The organism is Thermomonas beijingensis, assembly GCF_020034655.1.
GTDB classification, from domain to species: domain Bacteria; phylum Pseudomonadota; class Gammaproteobacteria; order Xanthomonadales; family Xanthomonadaceae; genus Thermomonas; species Thermomonas beijingensis.
Genome location: NZ_JAIQDJ010000009.1, coordinates 40650 through 56262, shown reverse-complemented (window position 1 = coordinate 56262; position 15613 = coordinate 40650). Strand labels below are relative to the sequence as shown.

The following is a 15613-nucleotide window of genomic DNA, read 5'->3' as shown; positions in this document are numbered from 1 at the left end:
AATCAGGTGAAACCCATGTCCACCCTCGTCAGTATTCGCAATCTGCACAAGACCTATCAGCGCGGGCCGGAGAAGGTCGATGTGCTGCGCGGCATTGATCTCGACATCATCCAAGGCGATTTCGTCGCCTTGATGGGCCCGTCGGGCTCAGGCAAAACCACCTTGCTCAATTTGATTGGCGGGCTGGATTCGCCAAGTTCCGGCAGCATTGAAGTGGCCGGCCAACACATCGAAACCCTGCGCGAAGGCCAACTGGCGCAGTGGCGCAGCAATCATGTGGGCTTTGTGTTCCAGTTCTACAACCTGATGCCCACCTTGAGTGCGCAAAAGAATGTGGAGTTGCCCTTGCTGCTGACCAATCTATCGGCCGCGCAGCGCAAACAAAATGCGGCCATCGCCTTGCAATTGGTGGGCCTGGCCGATCGCGCCAAACACAAACCCAATGAACTCTCTGGTGGTCAACAGCAACGCGTGGCGATTGCGCGGGCGATTGTTTCGGATCCCACCTTGTTGATTTGCGATGAGCCCACCGGCGATCTGGACCGGCAATCGGCGGAAGACATTCTGGGCTTGTTGCAAGAGCTCAACCGCACCCACGGCAAAACCATCGTCATGGTGACCCACGACCCCAAAGCCGCCGAGTACGCCACGCATACGCTGCATCTCGACAAGGGCAACCTGGTCGAACAGTCCGCGCACGCCTGAGCCGGAGACGCCGCATGAAATATTTTCATCTGATCTGGGCCGCATTGGCCCGCAGCAAAACCCGCACCTTGCTGACGCTGATGTCGGTGGTGGCGGCGTTCTTGCTGTTCGGCATGCTGGACTCGGTGCGGGTGGCGTTCAATTCCGGCGGTAGCGTGGCCGGTGCCAACCGCATGGTGACGATGTCGCGCCTATCCATCACGCAGATGCTGCCGTACAGCTTGGATGCGCAAGTGCGCGCGGTGCCGAACGTCAAGAAGGCCGCGTTTGCGGCTTGGTTTGGCGGTATCTACCGCGACCCGAAAAACTTCTTCGCCAATTTCAGTGTCAGCCCCGATTATCTGGACCTGTATCCGGAGTTCAAGTTGCCGGCGGCGCAGAAAAAAGCATGGCTGGCCGACCAACGCGGCGCGATTGTGGGTGAGGCCTTGGCCAAGCAATTTGGCTGGAAAGTGGGCGACACCATTCCCTTGCAGGCCACGATTTTCCCCACCAAGGGCAGCAATGATTGGCAGTTCACCTTGCGCGGCATCTACCACGTGGATGACCCCAAGCAAAAAGCGCAAGAGCGCGTGCTGTTTTTCCACTGGAAATATTTTGATGAAGCCAACGACTACGTGAAAGGCCGGGTGGGCTGGTGGATCGTGGAGCCGTCCAATGGCGGTAGCGCTGACCGGGTAGCCAAGGCCATCGACACATTGAGTGCCAACTCCGACCACGAAACCAAAACCCAGAGTGAAGCGGCCTTCAACCAAAGTTTTGCCAAGCAATTTGCCGATATTGGCTTGATTGTCTCGGCGATCATGGGCGCGGTGTTCTTCACCTTGTTGCTGCTCACTGGCAACACCATGGCGCAGGCCGTGCGCGAGCGCATCCCGGAATTGGCAGTACTCAAGACCATTGGCTTTTCCAACCGCAGTGTGCTGTGGCTGGTGCTGGGTGAATCGGTGCTGCTGGTGGTGCTGGGCGGCGTATTGGGCATGCTGCTGGCGGCGGTGATTGTGCCGATGGTCAGTGCGGCCAGCGGCGGCATGATCCAGCTGCCTGGCTTGCTTGGCCAGACCTGGGGCATTGGGCTGGCACTGATGGTGGGTATTGGTGTGCTGGTGGGGCTGTTGCCGGCACTGCGCGGCATGCGCTTGAACATTGTTGATGCATTGGCCGGGCGCTGAAGGCTCGAAGAGGACACGCACATGAAACGATTTTTTTCGAGTTTGTTGACCGTGCTTGCACTGGCCACCGTACTGATGATCTGGATCAAGTTGCCTTGGTTCGCTGTACTCGGCATTGCCATCGCCATTGCACTGTGGCTGTTGGCGACCCGCAGCGGGCGATTGGCGCGCGAAGCCACCAAACTCGGGATTGCCGGATTGCCGCAGCGTTGGGGCGCATCCAGCGTGATCGTGATCGGGATTGCTGGTGTGGTCGGTGTGTTGGTGGCGATGTTGGCGATGGGCGAAGGCTTCAAGGCCACGCTGGATAAAACCGGCGATGACAGCACCGCGATTTTGCTGCGCGCCGGCTCGCAGGCGGAAACCAATTCGGTGATCACACGTGATCAAACGCCGCTGATCGCCGCCCTGCCCGGCATTGTGCGTGCCGCAGATGGCAAGGCCTTGGTGTCACCGGAGTTGTCGCAGGTGGTCAATCTGGTCAGCCGCAATGATGGTGGCGATGTGAATGTGCAATTCCGTGGTGTGGGCCCGCAAGGCTGGGCGATCCGCCCGCAGATCAAGATCGTGCAGGGCCGCAAGTTCAACCCGGGCTTGCGTGAAATCGTGATTGGCAAAGGCGCGCAAACCCAGTTCCGCGATATGGAGGTGGGCAAGCAATTGAAGCTGGCCAATCAACAATGGACGATCGTGGGTGTGTTTGAGGCCAAGGATTCGCACGACTCCGAATTGTGGACCGATGCCGATGTGTTGGGCCCGTCCTATCAACGGCAAGCGTTCCAGTCGGTGACGGTGAAGCTCACGGGCAAGTCCGGCTTCAAGCAACTCAAGGCGGCATTGGCCAGTGACCCACGCTTGAAGCTGGATGTGGCCACCACCCGCGACTACTACGGCAAGCAGTCGGAAGGCTTGACCAAGCTGATCAAAATCCTGGGCAGCGTGATCGGCGCGATCATGGCCATCGGCGCCGTATTTGGCGCACTCAACAGCATGTACGCAGCGGTGGCCGGGCGCGCTCGCGAAATTGCGACCTTGCGCGCACTGGGTTTCCGTGGCCTGCCGGTGGTGACGGCAGTGATGCTGGAAACCATGCTGTTGGCGCTGTTGGGCGGGGTGTTGGGCGCGTTGATTGCGTGGCTGGTGTTCAACGGCTACACGGTCAGCACATTGGGCAACAATTTCAGCCAAGTGGTGTTCCAGTTCAAAGTCAGCCCGGAGCTGGCGTGGACCGGCCTGAAATGGGCGCTGGGCATTGGTTTGGTCGGCGGGTTGTTCCCGGCGTTGCGGGCGGCGCGGCTGCCGGTCACCGAGGCGCTGCGTGCTGCCTGATGGCACCCTCTCCTTCCCCTTGAAGGAGAGAGGTTAGCCACGCCGCCGCGAACGCCACAGCCCCTCACCGGCATACAGCGCCAGTGCGATCCAGATAAAGCCAAAGCCAATCGCACGCTCGCGGCCAAACGGTTCACCCAGCACCAGCACGCCCATCAGCAATTGCAACGTGGGCGAGATGTACTGCAGCAGGCCCACCAGCGAATATGGAATGCGCTGCACGGCGGCGGCAAATCCGATCAACGGCAGTGCGGTGAGCACACCACCGAACACCAGCAAGCCGATCACGCCGGCACCCCACGCGGGGGTTTGGCCGTGCGCCAGCAAGTGGCCCTGCCCGCTGCGTTCCGCCCACAGCAAAAACGCCAACGCGGGCAGCAACAGAAACAGGCTTTCCACCCCCAAGCCGCGCACCGGTGGTGCGCCCAGCAGTTTGCGCACCAGACCATAGCTGCCGAACGAGATGGCCAGCGCCAACGCAATCCACGGGAAGCTGCCGTAGTTGCGGGTCAGCCACAGCACACCCAGCGCGGCGATGGCCACCGCGGCCCATTGCACACGGTTCAGCCGTTCGTGCAGCACCAGCACGCCCAGCACAACGTTCAGCAACGGGTTGATGAAGTAGCCCAGCGCCGATTCCACCACGTGGCCGGCATTCACCGCCCAGATGTACAGACCCCAGTTGAATGCGATCAGTGCGCCGCTGAGCGCCAGCATGGGTGCGGCATGCGGGCGTGCCAGGGTGTCCCGCAGCCAGCTGCGGCCGTACTTGAGGCCCAGCCAACCGCACACGAACAGCGCGCTCCACACCACCCGATGCGCGATGATTTGCAGCGATGGCACCACTTTCAGCAAATGCCAGTACAGCGGCATCAGGCCCCACGCCACATAGGCCGCCACCGCGATCCAGACTCCGCGCCGGTCCAGCGTGCCCGCACTCATCACGTCGCCCACATCATGCGGCCTTGGGCGCGCGGGTTTTGGCCAGTGTGATCACCACCACGCCCAGCAAAATCACGCCCATCGCCGCCAATTCGCGGCCACCAAATTGTTCATGCGCCAAGGCCGCGCCCAACAGCACGGCAATGGCCGGGTTGACGTAGGCATAGCTGGTGGCCAATGCGGGCCGCACATGGTGCAGCAGCCAGATGTAGGCGGAAAACCCGAACAAGGATCCCATCACCACCAGATACCAGAATGCGCCGATGGCGTGGGCCGATGGCAGCTGATGGAAGCGTTCACCCACCAGCGTCCCCACCACGCACATCGCCACGCCGCCGCACAGCATTTGCCCGGCCGAGGTCATGAACGGCGAAGGCAAGTCGCGGCCTTTGCTCCAGATCGAGCCATACGACCACGCGACCGAGGCCAGCAACAGGGCCGCCAACCCCATCGGGGTGCCCGCCAGACTGCCACCGGCGCTGAGCCAAAGCACGCCCAAAAATCCGATACTCAAACCCAGCCATTCCAACCGGCTGGGCCGATGCCCGCGCAGCGCGGCAAACACCCCCATCCACAATGCTGACGACGACACGATCACCGCCGTCATCCCCGATGACACGGTTTGTTCGCCAACATTGACCAGGCCATTGCCCATCAGCAACAGCAGCACGCCCATCATCGCCACGTTGCGCCATTGCACCCGGCTGGGTGCGGGGACCCCGCGCCAGCGCAGGAAGGCGTACATCAAACTGCCGCCGACTATGAAGCGCACGCCGCCCAGCAGGAACGGCGGGAAGCCACCCTGCAGTGCAAATCGAATCGCCAGATAGGTGGAGCCCCAGATGATGTAAAGCGCGGTTAATGCGGTTGCAATTTGGGTCGAGGTGGCGGCTGATGATGCGGTTGAATGTGAGGCAGACATCGAACGTGTTCCAAACAGCGCGGGCACCAAGGTGAGCCCAAGGTGCCCGCGGATAAACGGAAGGGGTTTGCGCTTGGTGGACTAATCCGCCCAATGCCCGGCAGCGTTATGGGTCGCAGGCAGTACTTGCGCGGCCAGTTTGGCATCCTTGCCCAGCATGCCGATGGCATCGCCCAAAATGGCAGCCGATTCACGCAGTAGCGGGTCGGTTTGCTTCTTCGCCGCTTCCTCACGCGCGACTGAATCGGCGACGTTGCGCTCATCGGCCGCCAACCCATCATCGGCGCGCGACTCCAGCAGCGGGTCCTGGTTGATGCCAAGCCGCTTGCGTTCCTCGGCGCGCTGTTGCCGCTGCGCATCGAACTTGTCGCGCTCGGCGCGGCGCTCGGCTTCATTCAGCGAGATGGATTTCTTCGCCGTTTCCGCGCGGAATTTGCGCACATCATCCACCCACCATTGGTATTCCACATCTTTGGCCGAGCGTGCCTGATGCAGTGCATCCAGCTGCGCCAGCAATGGTGCGAAATTGCCGTAACGCAGATGCGATGCGGCGGCAATGCGCGTCCACGGCAGGGCATTGGGATAGGTGCTTTCGCCAAATTCGCTGGCATCCACACTGACGGGGAACGCCACATCCGGCTCCACGCCCTTGTTCTGGGTGCTGCTGCCATCCGGGCGGAAGAATTGCGCCACGGTCAATTTGACCTCGCCAAAGCGTGGCGTTTCATTGGCTGGCCAGCGATCCAGATCGACCATGGTTTGCACGGTGCCCTTGCCGAAGGTGGTTTCACCAATGATCAGGCCGCGGCCGTAATCCTTGATCGCGCCCGCCACGATTTCCGAGGCCGAGGCCGACCCACGATTGACCAACACCGCCAGCGGCCCGTCCCACGCCACACCGGCATCCTGGTCGTATTGCACGTTGACCTTGCCACCGGATTCGCGCACCTGCACCACCGGGCCCTTGTCGATGAACAATCCGGTGAGCTCCACCGCTTCGCTCAATGAACCACCGCCATTGCCGCGCAAGTCCAGCACCACACCATCGACCTTCTGGGCGCGGAAGTCGGCCAGCATCTTGGCCACATCGCGGGTGGCCGAGGCATAGGTTTTATCGCCACGCCGACGGGCTTCAAAGTCCTGATAGAACCCGGGCAGCTTGATCACCCCAATCCGCCGCGCAGGCTGCGCGCTGGCGGCCGGCAGCACAATCGTTTCGGCCTTGGCACGCGCATCTTCCAGGCGCACTTTGGCACGCGTGATGGTGACCAGTTGCGGCTTGCTGTCCAACGGCGCTTCGGCCGGCACCACATCCAAGCGCACCTGGGTATTGGCGGCGCCGCGAATCAGCTGCACCACATCATCAATGCGCCAGCCAATGACATCTTTCACCTCGCCGCTGACACCTTGGCCCACGCCCACGATGCGATCGCCGGGCTTGAGCCTACCGCTGCGTGCCGCCGGGCCACCGGGCACCATTTCCCGCACCACCACCACATCGTCCTGACGGAACAACACCGCACCAATGCCCTCCAGCGAGTTCGACATCTGCATGTTGAAGTTTTCCGCGCTGCGCGGATTCATGTAGTCGGTATGCGGATCAATGCTGCCGGTGTAGGCATTCATGAAGCTCTGAAACACTTCATCGCCCTTCAACTGCTGCACGCTGGTCAGCAAGTTGGCGTAACGCTTGTCCAATGTCTTTCGAATCTCATCAGCCGGCTTGCCGGCCAACTTCAAGCGCAGCCAGTCGTTCTTCACCGACTGCCGCCACAGCGTATCGAGACCCGCAGCATCGGCCCATGGCGCATCCTTGCGGTCGTAAGCATAGCGTTCGTCCTTGCTGAAATCGAAATCAGCCTTGAGCTGTTTGCGCGCAAAACTGATCCGCTCGTCCACACGGCGTCGATACACATCGAAAATCGCCCATGCCGGATCCACCTGACCACTCTTGATCGCATCGTCCAGTGTGGTGGCGTATTTATCGAAACCGGCCACGTCCTGTGCGGTCAAAAACACCTTGCCCGGATCCAATGTCTTCAAGTATTCGGTCAGGATTTCGCGCGAGAGCGCATCGTCCAACGCCCGCGGGCGATAGGCGTAACGGCTGTCGGACAGCAAGCCATACACCATCCGCGCGGTGGTGGACTGGTCTTTGGTGGGGGCCGCGGACAGGGCGATATCGCCACTGCCAGCCAGCAGCGCCAGCGGCGCGGCCAATGCCAAACCAAGGGACAGGGCGAGCAGGGTGCGATTGCGCTTCATCGAAATTCCACGGCGTGGGGCCGCATGGGGGTGGTGGTGAGAATGAACGCGGTTGTGACCGCGCACCAGTGCTAGAAGTTGCACAACAGTGTTGCATCCACTGTACCTGTCGGCGTCGGCGCTGTGTGAATGCCGCGCTAGCACGCTACGGCATGCCGACATCACGCGGCTACCCTGCGCCGGGATGGCGCAGGGCCGCCGCGCGCACGCCCCTCAGGCAATCCCAGCGGCTTGGCGGTCGGCGTGGTAGCTGGAACGCACCATCGGCCCCGCAGCCACATGCGCAAAGCCCAGCGCGTGACCGTAATCGGCCAGCGCCTGAAACTCGTCGGGGGTCCAGTAACGCAGCACCGGGTGATGGTGGGCGCTGGGTTGCAGATATTGGCCGATGGTGACCATTTCCACGTCATGCGCACGCAGGTCGCGCAAGGTGGCTTGCACTTGTTCCATGGTTTCGCCCAACCCCAGCATGATTCCGGATTTGGTGGGGATACTCGGGTGCTGTGCCTTGAATTTCTGCAGCAGGGTCAATGACCATTGGTAATCGGCACCCGGGCGGACATTGCGATACAGATCGGGCACGGTTTCGATATTGTGGTTGAACACGTCCGGCGGACCCGCCGCCAGAATCTCCAGCGCCCGCTCCATGCGGCCTTTGCCGCGAAAATCCGGGGTCAGGATTTCAATCTTGGTCTCCGGCGTGAACTCGCGGATGGCCTTGATGCAATCGACAAAATGCCCGGCACCGCCATCGCGCAGATCATCACGATCGACACTGGTGACCACCACATAGCGCAGCCCCATATCCTTGACCGTTTGCGCCAGCCGCAAGGGCTCGGCCGCATCGGGCGGCTTGGGACGGCCGTGCGCCACATCGCAGAAGCTGCAACGGCGCGTGCAGACTTCACCCAGAATCATGAAGGTGGCGGTGCCGTGGCCAAAGCATTCGTGGATATTGGGGCAACTGGCTTCCTCGCACACGGTTACCAGCCGGTTTTCGCGCAATTTGGATTTCAGCGCCTGCACTGCATTGCCAGACGGAATGCGCACGCGGATCCAACTGGGTTTGCGCAGAACTGGCACATCGGCAAACTGCACCGGCGAGCGTGCGATTTTCTGATCGGCCACTTGCCGTGCACCGGGTTCTAACGAGGCTGCACCATCCACGATGGCCAGCGGAATATTGCGAGAGGGGGTGTCCATCCGGCAATTATCGCGCACATCGCCCCGGCTGTTAGTCCCGGTGTTGCGGTTCGCCCGCCAAGAGCGCAGGCAAGGTGGCCGCCATTTGCCACGTCAACCCGAATTGCTTGCCCAACTGCGCCAACAAGACCGGCTTGACGGCATCCAGACTGGAGGGCCCGCCCAGATCAGCCAGCGCCACCACTTGCAGACCGGCATAGCCGCAGGGATTGATGCGTGCAAACGGCGGCGTGCTTTCACCGGTGATGTTGAAAGCCAGCCCGTGGAAGGCGCAGCCACGACGCACGCGAATCCCCAACGCGGCGATTTTGGCGCCGTTGACATACACGCCCGGCGCGCCGGCTTGGCGCGCCGCACCGATATTCCACATGTCCAGGCTGTCAATGATGGCTTGCTCGATTTTGCACACGTACTCGCGCACCCCGATTTTCAGGCGCTTGAGATCCAGCAGCGGGTAGGCCACCAACTGCCCGGGACCGTGATAGGTCACCTGCCCGCCACGATCCACATGCAGCACCGGGATGTCGCCAGGCATCAGCACATGCTCGGGCTTGCCAGCTTGGCCGAGGGTAAAAATCGGGTCGTGCTCGGCCAACCACAGCTCGTCGGGCGTGCGGTCACTGCGGGCATCGGTGAACGCCTGCATCGCCCGCCACACCGGCGCGTAGACGTGCCGGCCCAGGTCGCGAACTACAGCGTCCACTTCACTTCAGGATGGTCGCGCAGCGCGGCGTGGGCGCGGTCGTAGTCCTCACGCGAGTTGGCGCGGAAGGAAATCCGCACCGACACGTATTTGCCATTGGCCGAATGTCGCCACGTGACATCTTCGTGCAGGACGTCAATACCGGCGGCGAGCAAGTGTTGCGGCAGGTCGGATTCCAACCGTTTGTCCGCCGCACCCATCGCCGACAACTCGAAGGTGCCGGGAAACTGGAAGCCGTGCTCGGGATTGTCCGAATGCACACTCATCCTTGCCACCACATCAGCAGGTCATGCCACAGGCGCTTGAAGAAGCCACCCTCTTCCACCGCTTCTTGCGCCACCAGGGGTGCCTGTGCAATCAGCTTGCCATCGAACATCACTTTCACCGTACCAATGCGCTGGCCTTTGGCAATCGGCGCTTGCAAGGATTTAGGCAGGTCCATGCTCGCCTTCAAATGTTCGTACTTGCCGCGCGGGGTGGACACCAGCAAGGGCTGGGTGACGCCGACCTTGACTACATCGGCCTGGCCTTTCCATAGCTTCAAGCTCTGCAGCGGCTTGCCTGCTTCATACAGCTTGTGGGTTTCATAAAACCTGAAGCCCCAATTGAGCAGCGCCTGCGCATCCACGGCGCGCTGGTTTTCGCTGCTATCACCCATCACCACGCTGATCAGTCGCTGGTCACCGCGCATCGCCGAGGCCATCAAACAATAGCCCGCACTGGAGGTGTGGCCGGTCTTGATGCCATCCACCGAGGCATCGCGCCACAACAACAAATTGCGGTTGGGTTGGGTGATCGGGCCAACCGTGAATTCCTTGATTTTGTTGTAAGCGTAGGTGGCCGGATAATCACGGATCAGCGCGCGCCCGAGCAAGGCCAAATCATGCGCGGTGGTGGTATGTCCTTCGGCTGACAAACCGGTGGGATTGACGAAGTGGGAATGCTGCATGCCAATTTTCTTGGCATAGGCATTCATCAATTGGGCGAAAGCTTCGGAACTGCCGGCCACGTGTTCGGCCAGCGCAATCGCGGCGTCATTGCCCGATTGCACCACCATGCCTTTTTCCATTTCCACCAACGGCGCGGTTTTGTTGACCTCAAAGCCGCTGTAACTGCCATCGGTGGCAGCGCCACCTTCGCGCCAAGCGTGTTCGCTCATCATCACCGGGTCGGTCGGCTTGATCTTGCCGGCGGCCATTTCCGCCGCGATGACATAGCTGGTCATCACCTTGGTGATACTGGCCGGCTCCACCTGTGCATCGACATTGTCACCGGCCAATACCTGGCCGGTGGCGGCATCCATCAGCACCCATGCTTTGCTGACTTTAGGGGCCGGGGCATCCGGGATCGGCAGTGCGTCACTCAATGCCGCCTGCCTGGCCGGCGCGGCGGTCGGTTTCGGCGTCTGCGCACTGACCCAACCTGAACCCAAAGTAATACCGGCCGTAGCCAGCGCGACAAACAACACAGAACGTGGGTGCATCAACGAAAACTCCAGAGAGCCGCGTACGCGCGGCACGAATCAATCAAGCCAACAGTTTAAGCCGCCACCTACAGCATCGGGATGACGGCGGTGTCATTCACCTTAGTTGCGCACGCGCTGCGGCTGGCCAAAGCCCAGACCCACAATACGTGCCGCAAGTTCCGCAGTGGCGGCCTCGGCCACCGGGCCAATGCGCAGCCGCCAGATCTTCTTGCCACCGATGTCCGCGTCCTGCAATTGCGCCTGCGCGATGGCCGCGGCCTGCAACAAGGACAGCGCGTGGCGGGCATTTTGCACATCGCTAAAACTGGCCACCTGCAGGGTCACTGGATTGGCGATCCGGGGGGCCACGAGCAGCTCACTGGCTGTGCCGGCGGCGTTTTCCGCCAACAGATCACGGGGCGGGGCGGTGACAGCCCCCCCCGACTGACCCGTGATTGCGCTTGGCTTGCCGGTCGCAACGCGGATCTTGCGCGCCTGCATCCAACCATCAAATTCGTCGGCGCTCATGGTGCGCCCGTCTTGGTGCATATCGAAACGGTTGCTTGGCGGCTCGGCCGCAGGTGCTGGCAAGGCGGTGAGCAATTTGTCCATCGCCGAAGGCTTGGCTGCGGCGGTCTGTGCCGTGGCATCGCTGGCATCGTCATCGGGCTGCAAGGCTTCTACCCGCACCCGTGCACTGCCCTTGCTGCGGTAACCCAGTTTGACCGCTGCGGCATAGCTGAGGTCGATCACTCGTCCCGGGTGAAACGGACCACGGTCGTTGATCCGCACGATGATCGATTTGCCGTTTTCCAAGTTGGTGACCCGCGCAAAGCTGGGCAAGGGCAACGTTTTGTGGGCCGCAGTGAAGGCGTACATGTCATACACCTCTTGGCTGGAGGTGCGGCGGCCGTGGAACTTGTTGCCGTAATACGAGGCCATGCCTTCTTCGACAAACCCGCTGTGGTCATCCAGCACGTGATAGCGCTTGCCCAACACCGCATAATCGCGATTGCCGGTACGCGCACGCGGTTCGTCACGCACTTCCGGTTCCGGGATCGCATCCACGTCCGGAATGTCAACCGGCACGCTATCGGCCACATCGGGGCGAAACAGCCCGCCAGCCACATAGTCACCGCGCTTGCTCAGGTCTTCTTGTGCAGGCGCATATGGTGAAACTTTGGGTCTGTGATGGCTTATCGACGGTGCTGGCAGCGGCACATGGGTGACAGACGCCGATTTCGATGTCGGCCCGGTGCTGACACAGGCTGCCAACACCCATGGCAAGCCCACCAGCAGCAAGCGCAGGTGCGGACTCATGCGCCGCCTGCCTCATGCCCACCGATAGCCTCGGCAAGCTGATACACCGCGGTCGCATACAGCCGCGAGATGTTATAGGTGGTGATCGCCTTGAAGTTATTGAACACCACCCAGTATTCCGGGCCAGCTTTGCCGTCCAGCGTGATCAAGGTGGCTGGTGTTGCCGCATCCCCCGTATTGGTGGTGCGATAGCCCAACTGCGACAACCCCGGTAGCGTTTGATCCAAATTCACCGCATTACCGGGATTGGCGAAGTCAGCAGCACTGGCATCACGCAGCGCCGGCTGCATCACCGGGCCACCGCGTTGCCACTTGCCTTTTTGGGCGAAGTAATTGGCCACCGAGGCGAACACATCGTCGAGATCATTGAACAAATCACGCTTGCCATCGCCATCACCATCCACCGCGTACTGACGATAGCTGGACGGCATGAATTGGCCGTAGCCCATCGCCCCGGCATAGCTGCCTTTCAAGGTGGTGATGTCGAAACCTCCTTCCTTGCCCAGCGCAAACAACTGCGCCAATTCATCGCGGAAGAACGCCTCACGCTTGTCTTCGTAGGCCACTTTCTCGGGGTTGCCGCTGCGCGGATAGGCAAACGCCAGCGTGTACAGCGCATCGATCACCAGATAGCTGCCCTTGTTGCCACCGTAGCTGGTTTCCACGCCCAGGATCGCGGTGATGATTTCCTTCGGCACCCCGTACTTGTCTTCCGCACGTTGCAGCGCTTCCCGGTTTTTTTCGAGGAACGCACGTCCACCATCAATGCGGGCTTGCTGGATGAAGATCGGACGGTAATCCCGCCACGGTTTGGCTTCCGCCGGGCGCGCCATCGCCTTGATGATGGGCTCGCGAATCTGCGCGCGCGCCAGCACCGCCTCGATGTCGGCCGCCGGGATGTTGAAGCGCTGCGCCGTGCTGCGCACGAATTCGGCGCGCGCTGCGCTGATATCGCGAACCGGCGTGACCGTGGCCACCGGTGGTACGGTGGCAGGCAATGGCGCAACCGGCGCTGCAGTCACAGGAACCGTCTTCGGCGGTGTGGCAGCACACGCAGCAAGCAGCAGCGCGGCGAATGGGGGCAATAGGCATCGGCTCATCGGCGCGAGGGTAGCACGCGATGCAAGCCGGATTGGAGTGCCCTGTTCAGGTTTATGGGCGTGACAGTGCCGATGAAGCACTGCCGCGCCATGTACCACAAGCCGCGTGTCAGCGCTTCATCGAGCCGAAGAACTCGTCGTTGGACTTGGTGTTCTTCATCTTGTCGAGCAGGAACTCCATCGCCGCGATCTCGTCCATCGGGTGCAGCAACTTGCGCAAGATCCAGATCTTCTGCAGCAGGTCGGGGTCGATCAGCAGGTCCTCGCGGCGGGTACCGGAGGCGTTGACGCCAATCGCCGGGTACACGCGCTTTTCGGTGATGCGGCGATCCAGATGCACTTCACTGTTGCCGGTGCCCTTGAACTCTTCGTAGATCACCTTGTCCATCGCGCTGCCGGTATCCACCAGCGCGGTGGCGATGATGGTCAGGCTGCCGCCTTCTTCTACATTGCGTGCGGCACCAAAAAAACGTTTGGGCCGGTGCAGTGCGTTGGCATCCACACCACCGGTCAACACCTTGCCGCTGGACGGCAGCACGTTGTTGTAGGCGCGTGCCAGACGGGTGATGGAGTCGAGCAGGATCACCACGTCCTTCTTGTGTTCGACCAAACGCTTGGCGCGCTCGATCACCATTTCCGCAACCTGCACATGGCGCGCGGCCGGCTCGTCGAAGGTGGAGGAAATCACTTCGCCGCGCACCGTGCGCTGCATCTCGGTCACTTCTTCCGGGCGCTCGTCGATCAGCAGCACGATCAGGTGCACGTCGGGATGGTTGTAGGTAATCGCGCTGGCGATCTGCTGCATCATCATCGTCTTGCCGGCCTTGGGCGGGCTCACGATCAGGGCGCGCTGGCCCTTGCCCTGCGGGGCCATCAAATCCAGGATGCGGCCGGTGATGTCCTCGCTGGAACCGTCGCCACGCTCCAGCTTGAAGCGTTTGCGCGGGAACAACGGGGTGAGGTTTTCGAACAGGGTCTTGTTCTTCGAGGCTTCGATCGGCTCGCCATTGATGGTGTCGACGATGTTCAGCGCGAAGTAGCGCTCGCCGTCCTTCGGCCAGCGGATGCGGCCGGAGACGTGGTCGCCGGTGCGCAGGTTGAAGCGGCGGATCTGCGACGGGCTGATGTAGGTGTCGTCCGGGCCGGCCAGATAGCTGGCCTCGGCCGCGCGCAGGAAGCCGAAGCCGTCCGGCAGGATCTCCAGCACGCCGTCGGCCTGCACGCCTTCGCCGTGGCGGGTCAGCACCTTCAGGATCGCGAAGATGATGTCCTGTTTGCGCGCGCGGGCCACGCCCTCGCTGATTTGCAGCTGCTCGGCAATTTCCAGCAGCTTGTGCGCGGGCATGCGCTTGAGGTCGCCCAGCGAGTAGGTGGGGAAGCCTTCCGGCACCTGCGGATTTGCGCGTGGCACAAAGGCTTCGCCATTGCCGCCGCCCTCGTCGGGCATACCGCCCTCGCGATAGCGCTCACGCTGGCGGTCGCGGCGGTTCTTGAAACGTTCACGGCGGTTATTGCGCGGGCCGCCGTCATGCTGCTGGCCGCCCTCTTGGCCGCCCTGCGCGAATTGGCTCTGGCCGGACTGGCCGAACTGGCCGGAGCCTTGCTGGCCTTGCGTGCCCGCGGCATCCCGTGGCTCGGCGTCGGTGGCAGGCGCTGCGACCACCGGGCTGGCAACCGGCGCTGGTGCTGGCGGTGCAGGTACAGAGGCCGGCGCTGCTGGCGGCGGCGCTGCTGGTGGCGGCGTTGCAGTGACGGCAGCCGGTGCGGGTGGCAGTGCGATTTCGGGCTGCTCGGGGCTGCGGGCTTTGGCCACGCGGGGTTTGCGCACGCGCTTTTCGGCGACTTCGCCGGGGGCGTCGTTGGTGGGTTCGGACAAGGGAAAAACCTCGCTTGCGTTGCAAGCGCCCACGATGCGTGGGCGGGATCAAAGGGGAGTACATCAGAAGGGGTGCGGCGCGCCGAAGTGGCCCAAAGGGCAAGCTTTCAGCGCCGGAGCGTGCTAAACGCTAGCACCCCTGCGGGGGGGCGTGCAAGTGTCGTCAAACCCGCCCCGGTCAATCGGGACGGGTGGGGTACATCAAAGTGCCTTGTCGATCAGCTGCGCCAGCTGGGCCTTGCCCACCGCGCCAATATGGGTGTTCTGCACCTGGCCATTCTTGAACACCAGCAGCATCGGGATGCTGCGCACGTGGTACTTCATTGCGGTCTGCTGGTTCTGATCCACATCCACCTTGACGATCCTGGCCTTGCCGGCGTACTCGACGGCCAGTTGATCCAGGCTGGGTGCGATCATCTTGCACGGCCCGCACCACGGAGCCCAGAAATCGACCAGCACCGGCTGGTCGGAGGCCAGCACTTGGCTGTCGAAATCGGCGTCGGTGGCATGCAAAACGGTATTGCTCATGATCTCTCCAAAGGCAAAGCGCTACGAAACAACGCGCGAGTGATAAACTTGGGGGACTTACCTTGACTTTCAAGCGCTCTTTC

The 15613-nt window shown here is 61.9% G+C and carries 14 protein-coding genes; 3 read left to right on the top strand and 11 right to left on the bottom strand.

From position 1 onward, the window contains the following. Positions 1-15 precede the first annotated feature (15 nt). Genes K7B09_RS11820 through K7B09_RS11810 form a run of 3 tightly spaced genes read left to right on the top strand, consistent with a single transcriptional unit; the run spans position 16 to position 3206 of the window. The gene (locus tag K7B09_RS11820) at positions 16-705 is read left to right on the top strand and encodes an ABC transporter ATP-binding protein (RefSeq protein ID WP_223629667.1); all 690 of its coding nucleotides are present in this window, start codon (positions 16-18) and stop codon (positions 703-705) included. A 14-nt stretch (positions 706-719) separates the two neighbouring features. Next, complete coding sequence (locus K7B09_RS11815; protein WP_223629666.1) at positions 720-1877, top strand: ABC transporter permease; 1158 nt, start codon at positions 720-722, stop codon at positions 1875-1877. A 21-nt stretch (positions 1878-1898) separates the two neighbouring features. Then, positions 1899-3206, top strand: coding sequence for an ABC transporter permease (locus K7B09_RS11810; RefSeq protein ID WP_223629665.1), 1308 nt, complete (start codon positions 1899-1901; stop codon positions 3204-3206). Between the two features lie 33 nt (positions 3207-3239). Here the strand turns inward: K7B09_RS11810 and rarD are convergent, their stop codons facing one another. From rarD to trxA, 11 genes are all read right to left on the bottom strand, one after another. After that, positions 3240-4148 (bottom strand): EamA family transporter RarD, encoded by a 909-nt coding sequence (rarD, locus tag K7B09_RS11805; RefSeq protein ID WP_223629664.1) that lies wholly within the window; start codon positions 4146-4148, stop codon positions 3240-3242. Positions 4149-4161: 13 nt separating this feature from the next. Next, on the bottom strand, positions 4162-5070 hold the full coding sequence (gene yedA / locus K7B09_RS11800) for a drug/metabolite exporter YedA (RefSeq protein ID WP_223629663.1): 909 nt from the start codon (positions 5068-5070) through the stop codon (positions 4162-4164). 81 nt (positions 5071-5151) lie between these two features. Then, positions 5152-7335, bottom strand: coding sequence for a carboxy terminal-processing peptidase (locus tag K7B09_RS11795; RefSeq protein ID WP_223629662.1), 2184 nt, complete (start codon positions 7333-7335; stop codon positions 5152-5154). Between the two features lie 213 nt (positions 7336-7548). After that, on the bottom strand, positions 7549-8538 hold the full coding sequence (lipA, locus tag K7B09_RS11790) for a lipoyl synthase (RefSeq protein ID WP_223629661.1): 990 nt from the start codon (positions 8536-8538) through the stop codon (positions 7549-7551). Positions 8539-8569: 31 nt separating this feature from the next. Beyond that, entirely contained in the window at positions 8570-9241 is a 672-nt protein-coding gene (gene lipB / locus K7B09_RS11785; RefSeq protein WP_223629660.1) for a lipoyl(octanoyl) transferase LipB, read from the bottom strand. Then, positions 9229-9507 (bottom strand): DUF493 family protein, encoded by a 279-nt coding sequence (locus K7B09_RS11780; protein WP_223629659.1) that lies wholly within the window; start codon positions 9505-9507, stop codon positions 9229-9231. The genes lipB and K7B09_RS11780 overlap by 13 nt, the downstream gene beginning before the upstream one ends. Further along, entirely contained in the window at positions 9504-10709 is a 1206-nt protein-coding gene (locus K7B09_RS11775; RefSeq protein ID WP_374350022.1) for a D-alanyl-D-alanine carboxypeptidase family protein, read from the bottom strand. The genes K7B09_RS11780 and K7B09_RS11775 overlap by 4 nt, the downstream gene beginning before the upstream one ends. A gap of 117 nt (positions 10710-10826) precedes the next feature. After that, a complete protein-coding gene (locus tag K7B09_RS11770) occupies positions 10827-12026 on the bottom strand; it encodes a septal ring lytic transglycosylase RlpA family protein (protein ID WP_223629657.1) in 1200 nt (399 codons plus the stop codon). After that, positions 12023-13126 carry a lytic murein transglycosylase B gene (mltB, locus tag K7B09_RS11765; protein ID WP_223629656.1) on the bottom strand — a complete coding sequence of 368 codons (1104 nt, stop codon included), beginning with the start codon at positions 13124-13126 and terminating at the stop codon, positions 12023-12025. The genes K7B09_RS11770 and mltB overlap by 4 nt, the downstream gene beginning before the upstream one ends. 109 nt (positions 13127-13235) lie before the next feature. Continuing rightward, positions 13236-15002, bottom strand: a complete 1767-nt coding sequence (gene rho, locus K7B09_RS11760) for a transcription termination factor Rho (RefSeq protein ID WP_263296843.1) — start codon at positions 15000-15002, stop codon at positions 13236-13238. A 201-nt stretch (positions 15003-15203) separates the two neighbouring features. Next, positions 15204-15530 (bottom strand): thioredoxin, encoded by a 327-nt coding sequence (gene trxA / locus K7B09_RS11755; RefSeq protein ID WP_223629655.1) that lies wholly within the window; start codon positions 15528-15530, stop codon positions 15204-15206. Between the last annotated feature and the right edge of the window lie 83 nt (positions 15531-15613).

Bases quoted from the DNA above. Each gene is read 5' to 3' on its own strand.
- K7B09_RS11820 (WP_223629667.1), top strand. From the start codon at position 16: ATGTCCACCCTCGTCAGTATTCGCAATCTGCACAAGACCTATCAGCGC.
- K7B09_RS11815 (WP_223629666.1), top strand. From the start codon at position 720: ATGAAATATTTTCATCTGATCTGGGCCGCATTGGCCCGCAGCAAAACC.
- K7B09_RS11810 (WP_223629665.1), top strand. From the start codon at position 1,899: ATGAAACGATTTTTTTCGAGTTTGTTGACCGTGCTTGCACTGGCCACC.
- rarD (WP_223629664.1), bottom strand. From the start codon at position 4,148: ATGAGTGCGGGCACGCTGGACCGGCGCGGAGTCTGGATCGCGGTGGCG.
- yedA (WP_223629663.1), bottom strand. From the start codon at position 5,070: ATGTCTGCCTCACATTCAACCGCATCATCAGCCGCCACCTCGACCCAA.
- K7B09_RS11795 (WP_223629662.1), bottom strand. From the start codon at position 7,335: ATGAAGCGCAATCGCACCCTGCTCGCCCTGTCCCTTGGTTTGGCATTG.
- lipA (WP_223629661.1), bottom strand. From the start codon at position 8,538: ATGGACACCCCCTCTCGCAATATTCCGCTGGCCATCGTGGATGGTGCA.
- K7B09_RS11780 (WP_223629659.1), bottom strand. From the start codon at position 9,507: ATGAGTGTGCATTCGGACAATCCCGAGCACGGCTTCCAGTTTCCCGGC.
- K7B09_RS11770 (WP_223629657.1), bottom strand. From the start codon at position 12,026: ATGAGTCCGCACCTGCGCTTGCTGCTGGTGGGCTTGCCATGGGTGTTG.
- mltB (WP_223629656.1), bottom strand. From the start codon at position 13,126: ATGAGCCGATGCCTATTGCCCCCATTCGCCGCGCTGCTGCTTGCTGCG.
- trxA (WP_223629655.1), bottom strand. From the start codon at position 15,530: ATGAGCAATACCGTTTTGCATGCCACCGACGCCGATTTCGACAGCCAA.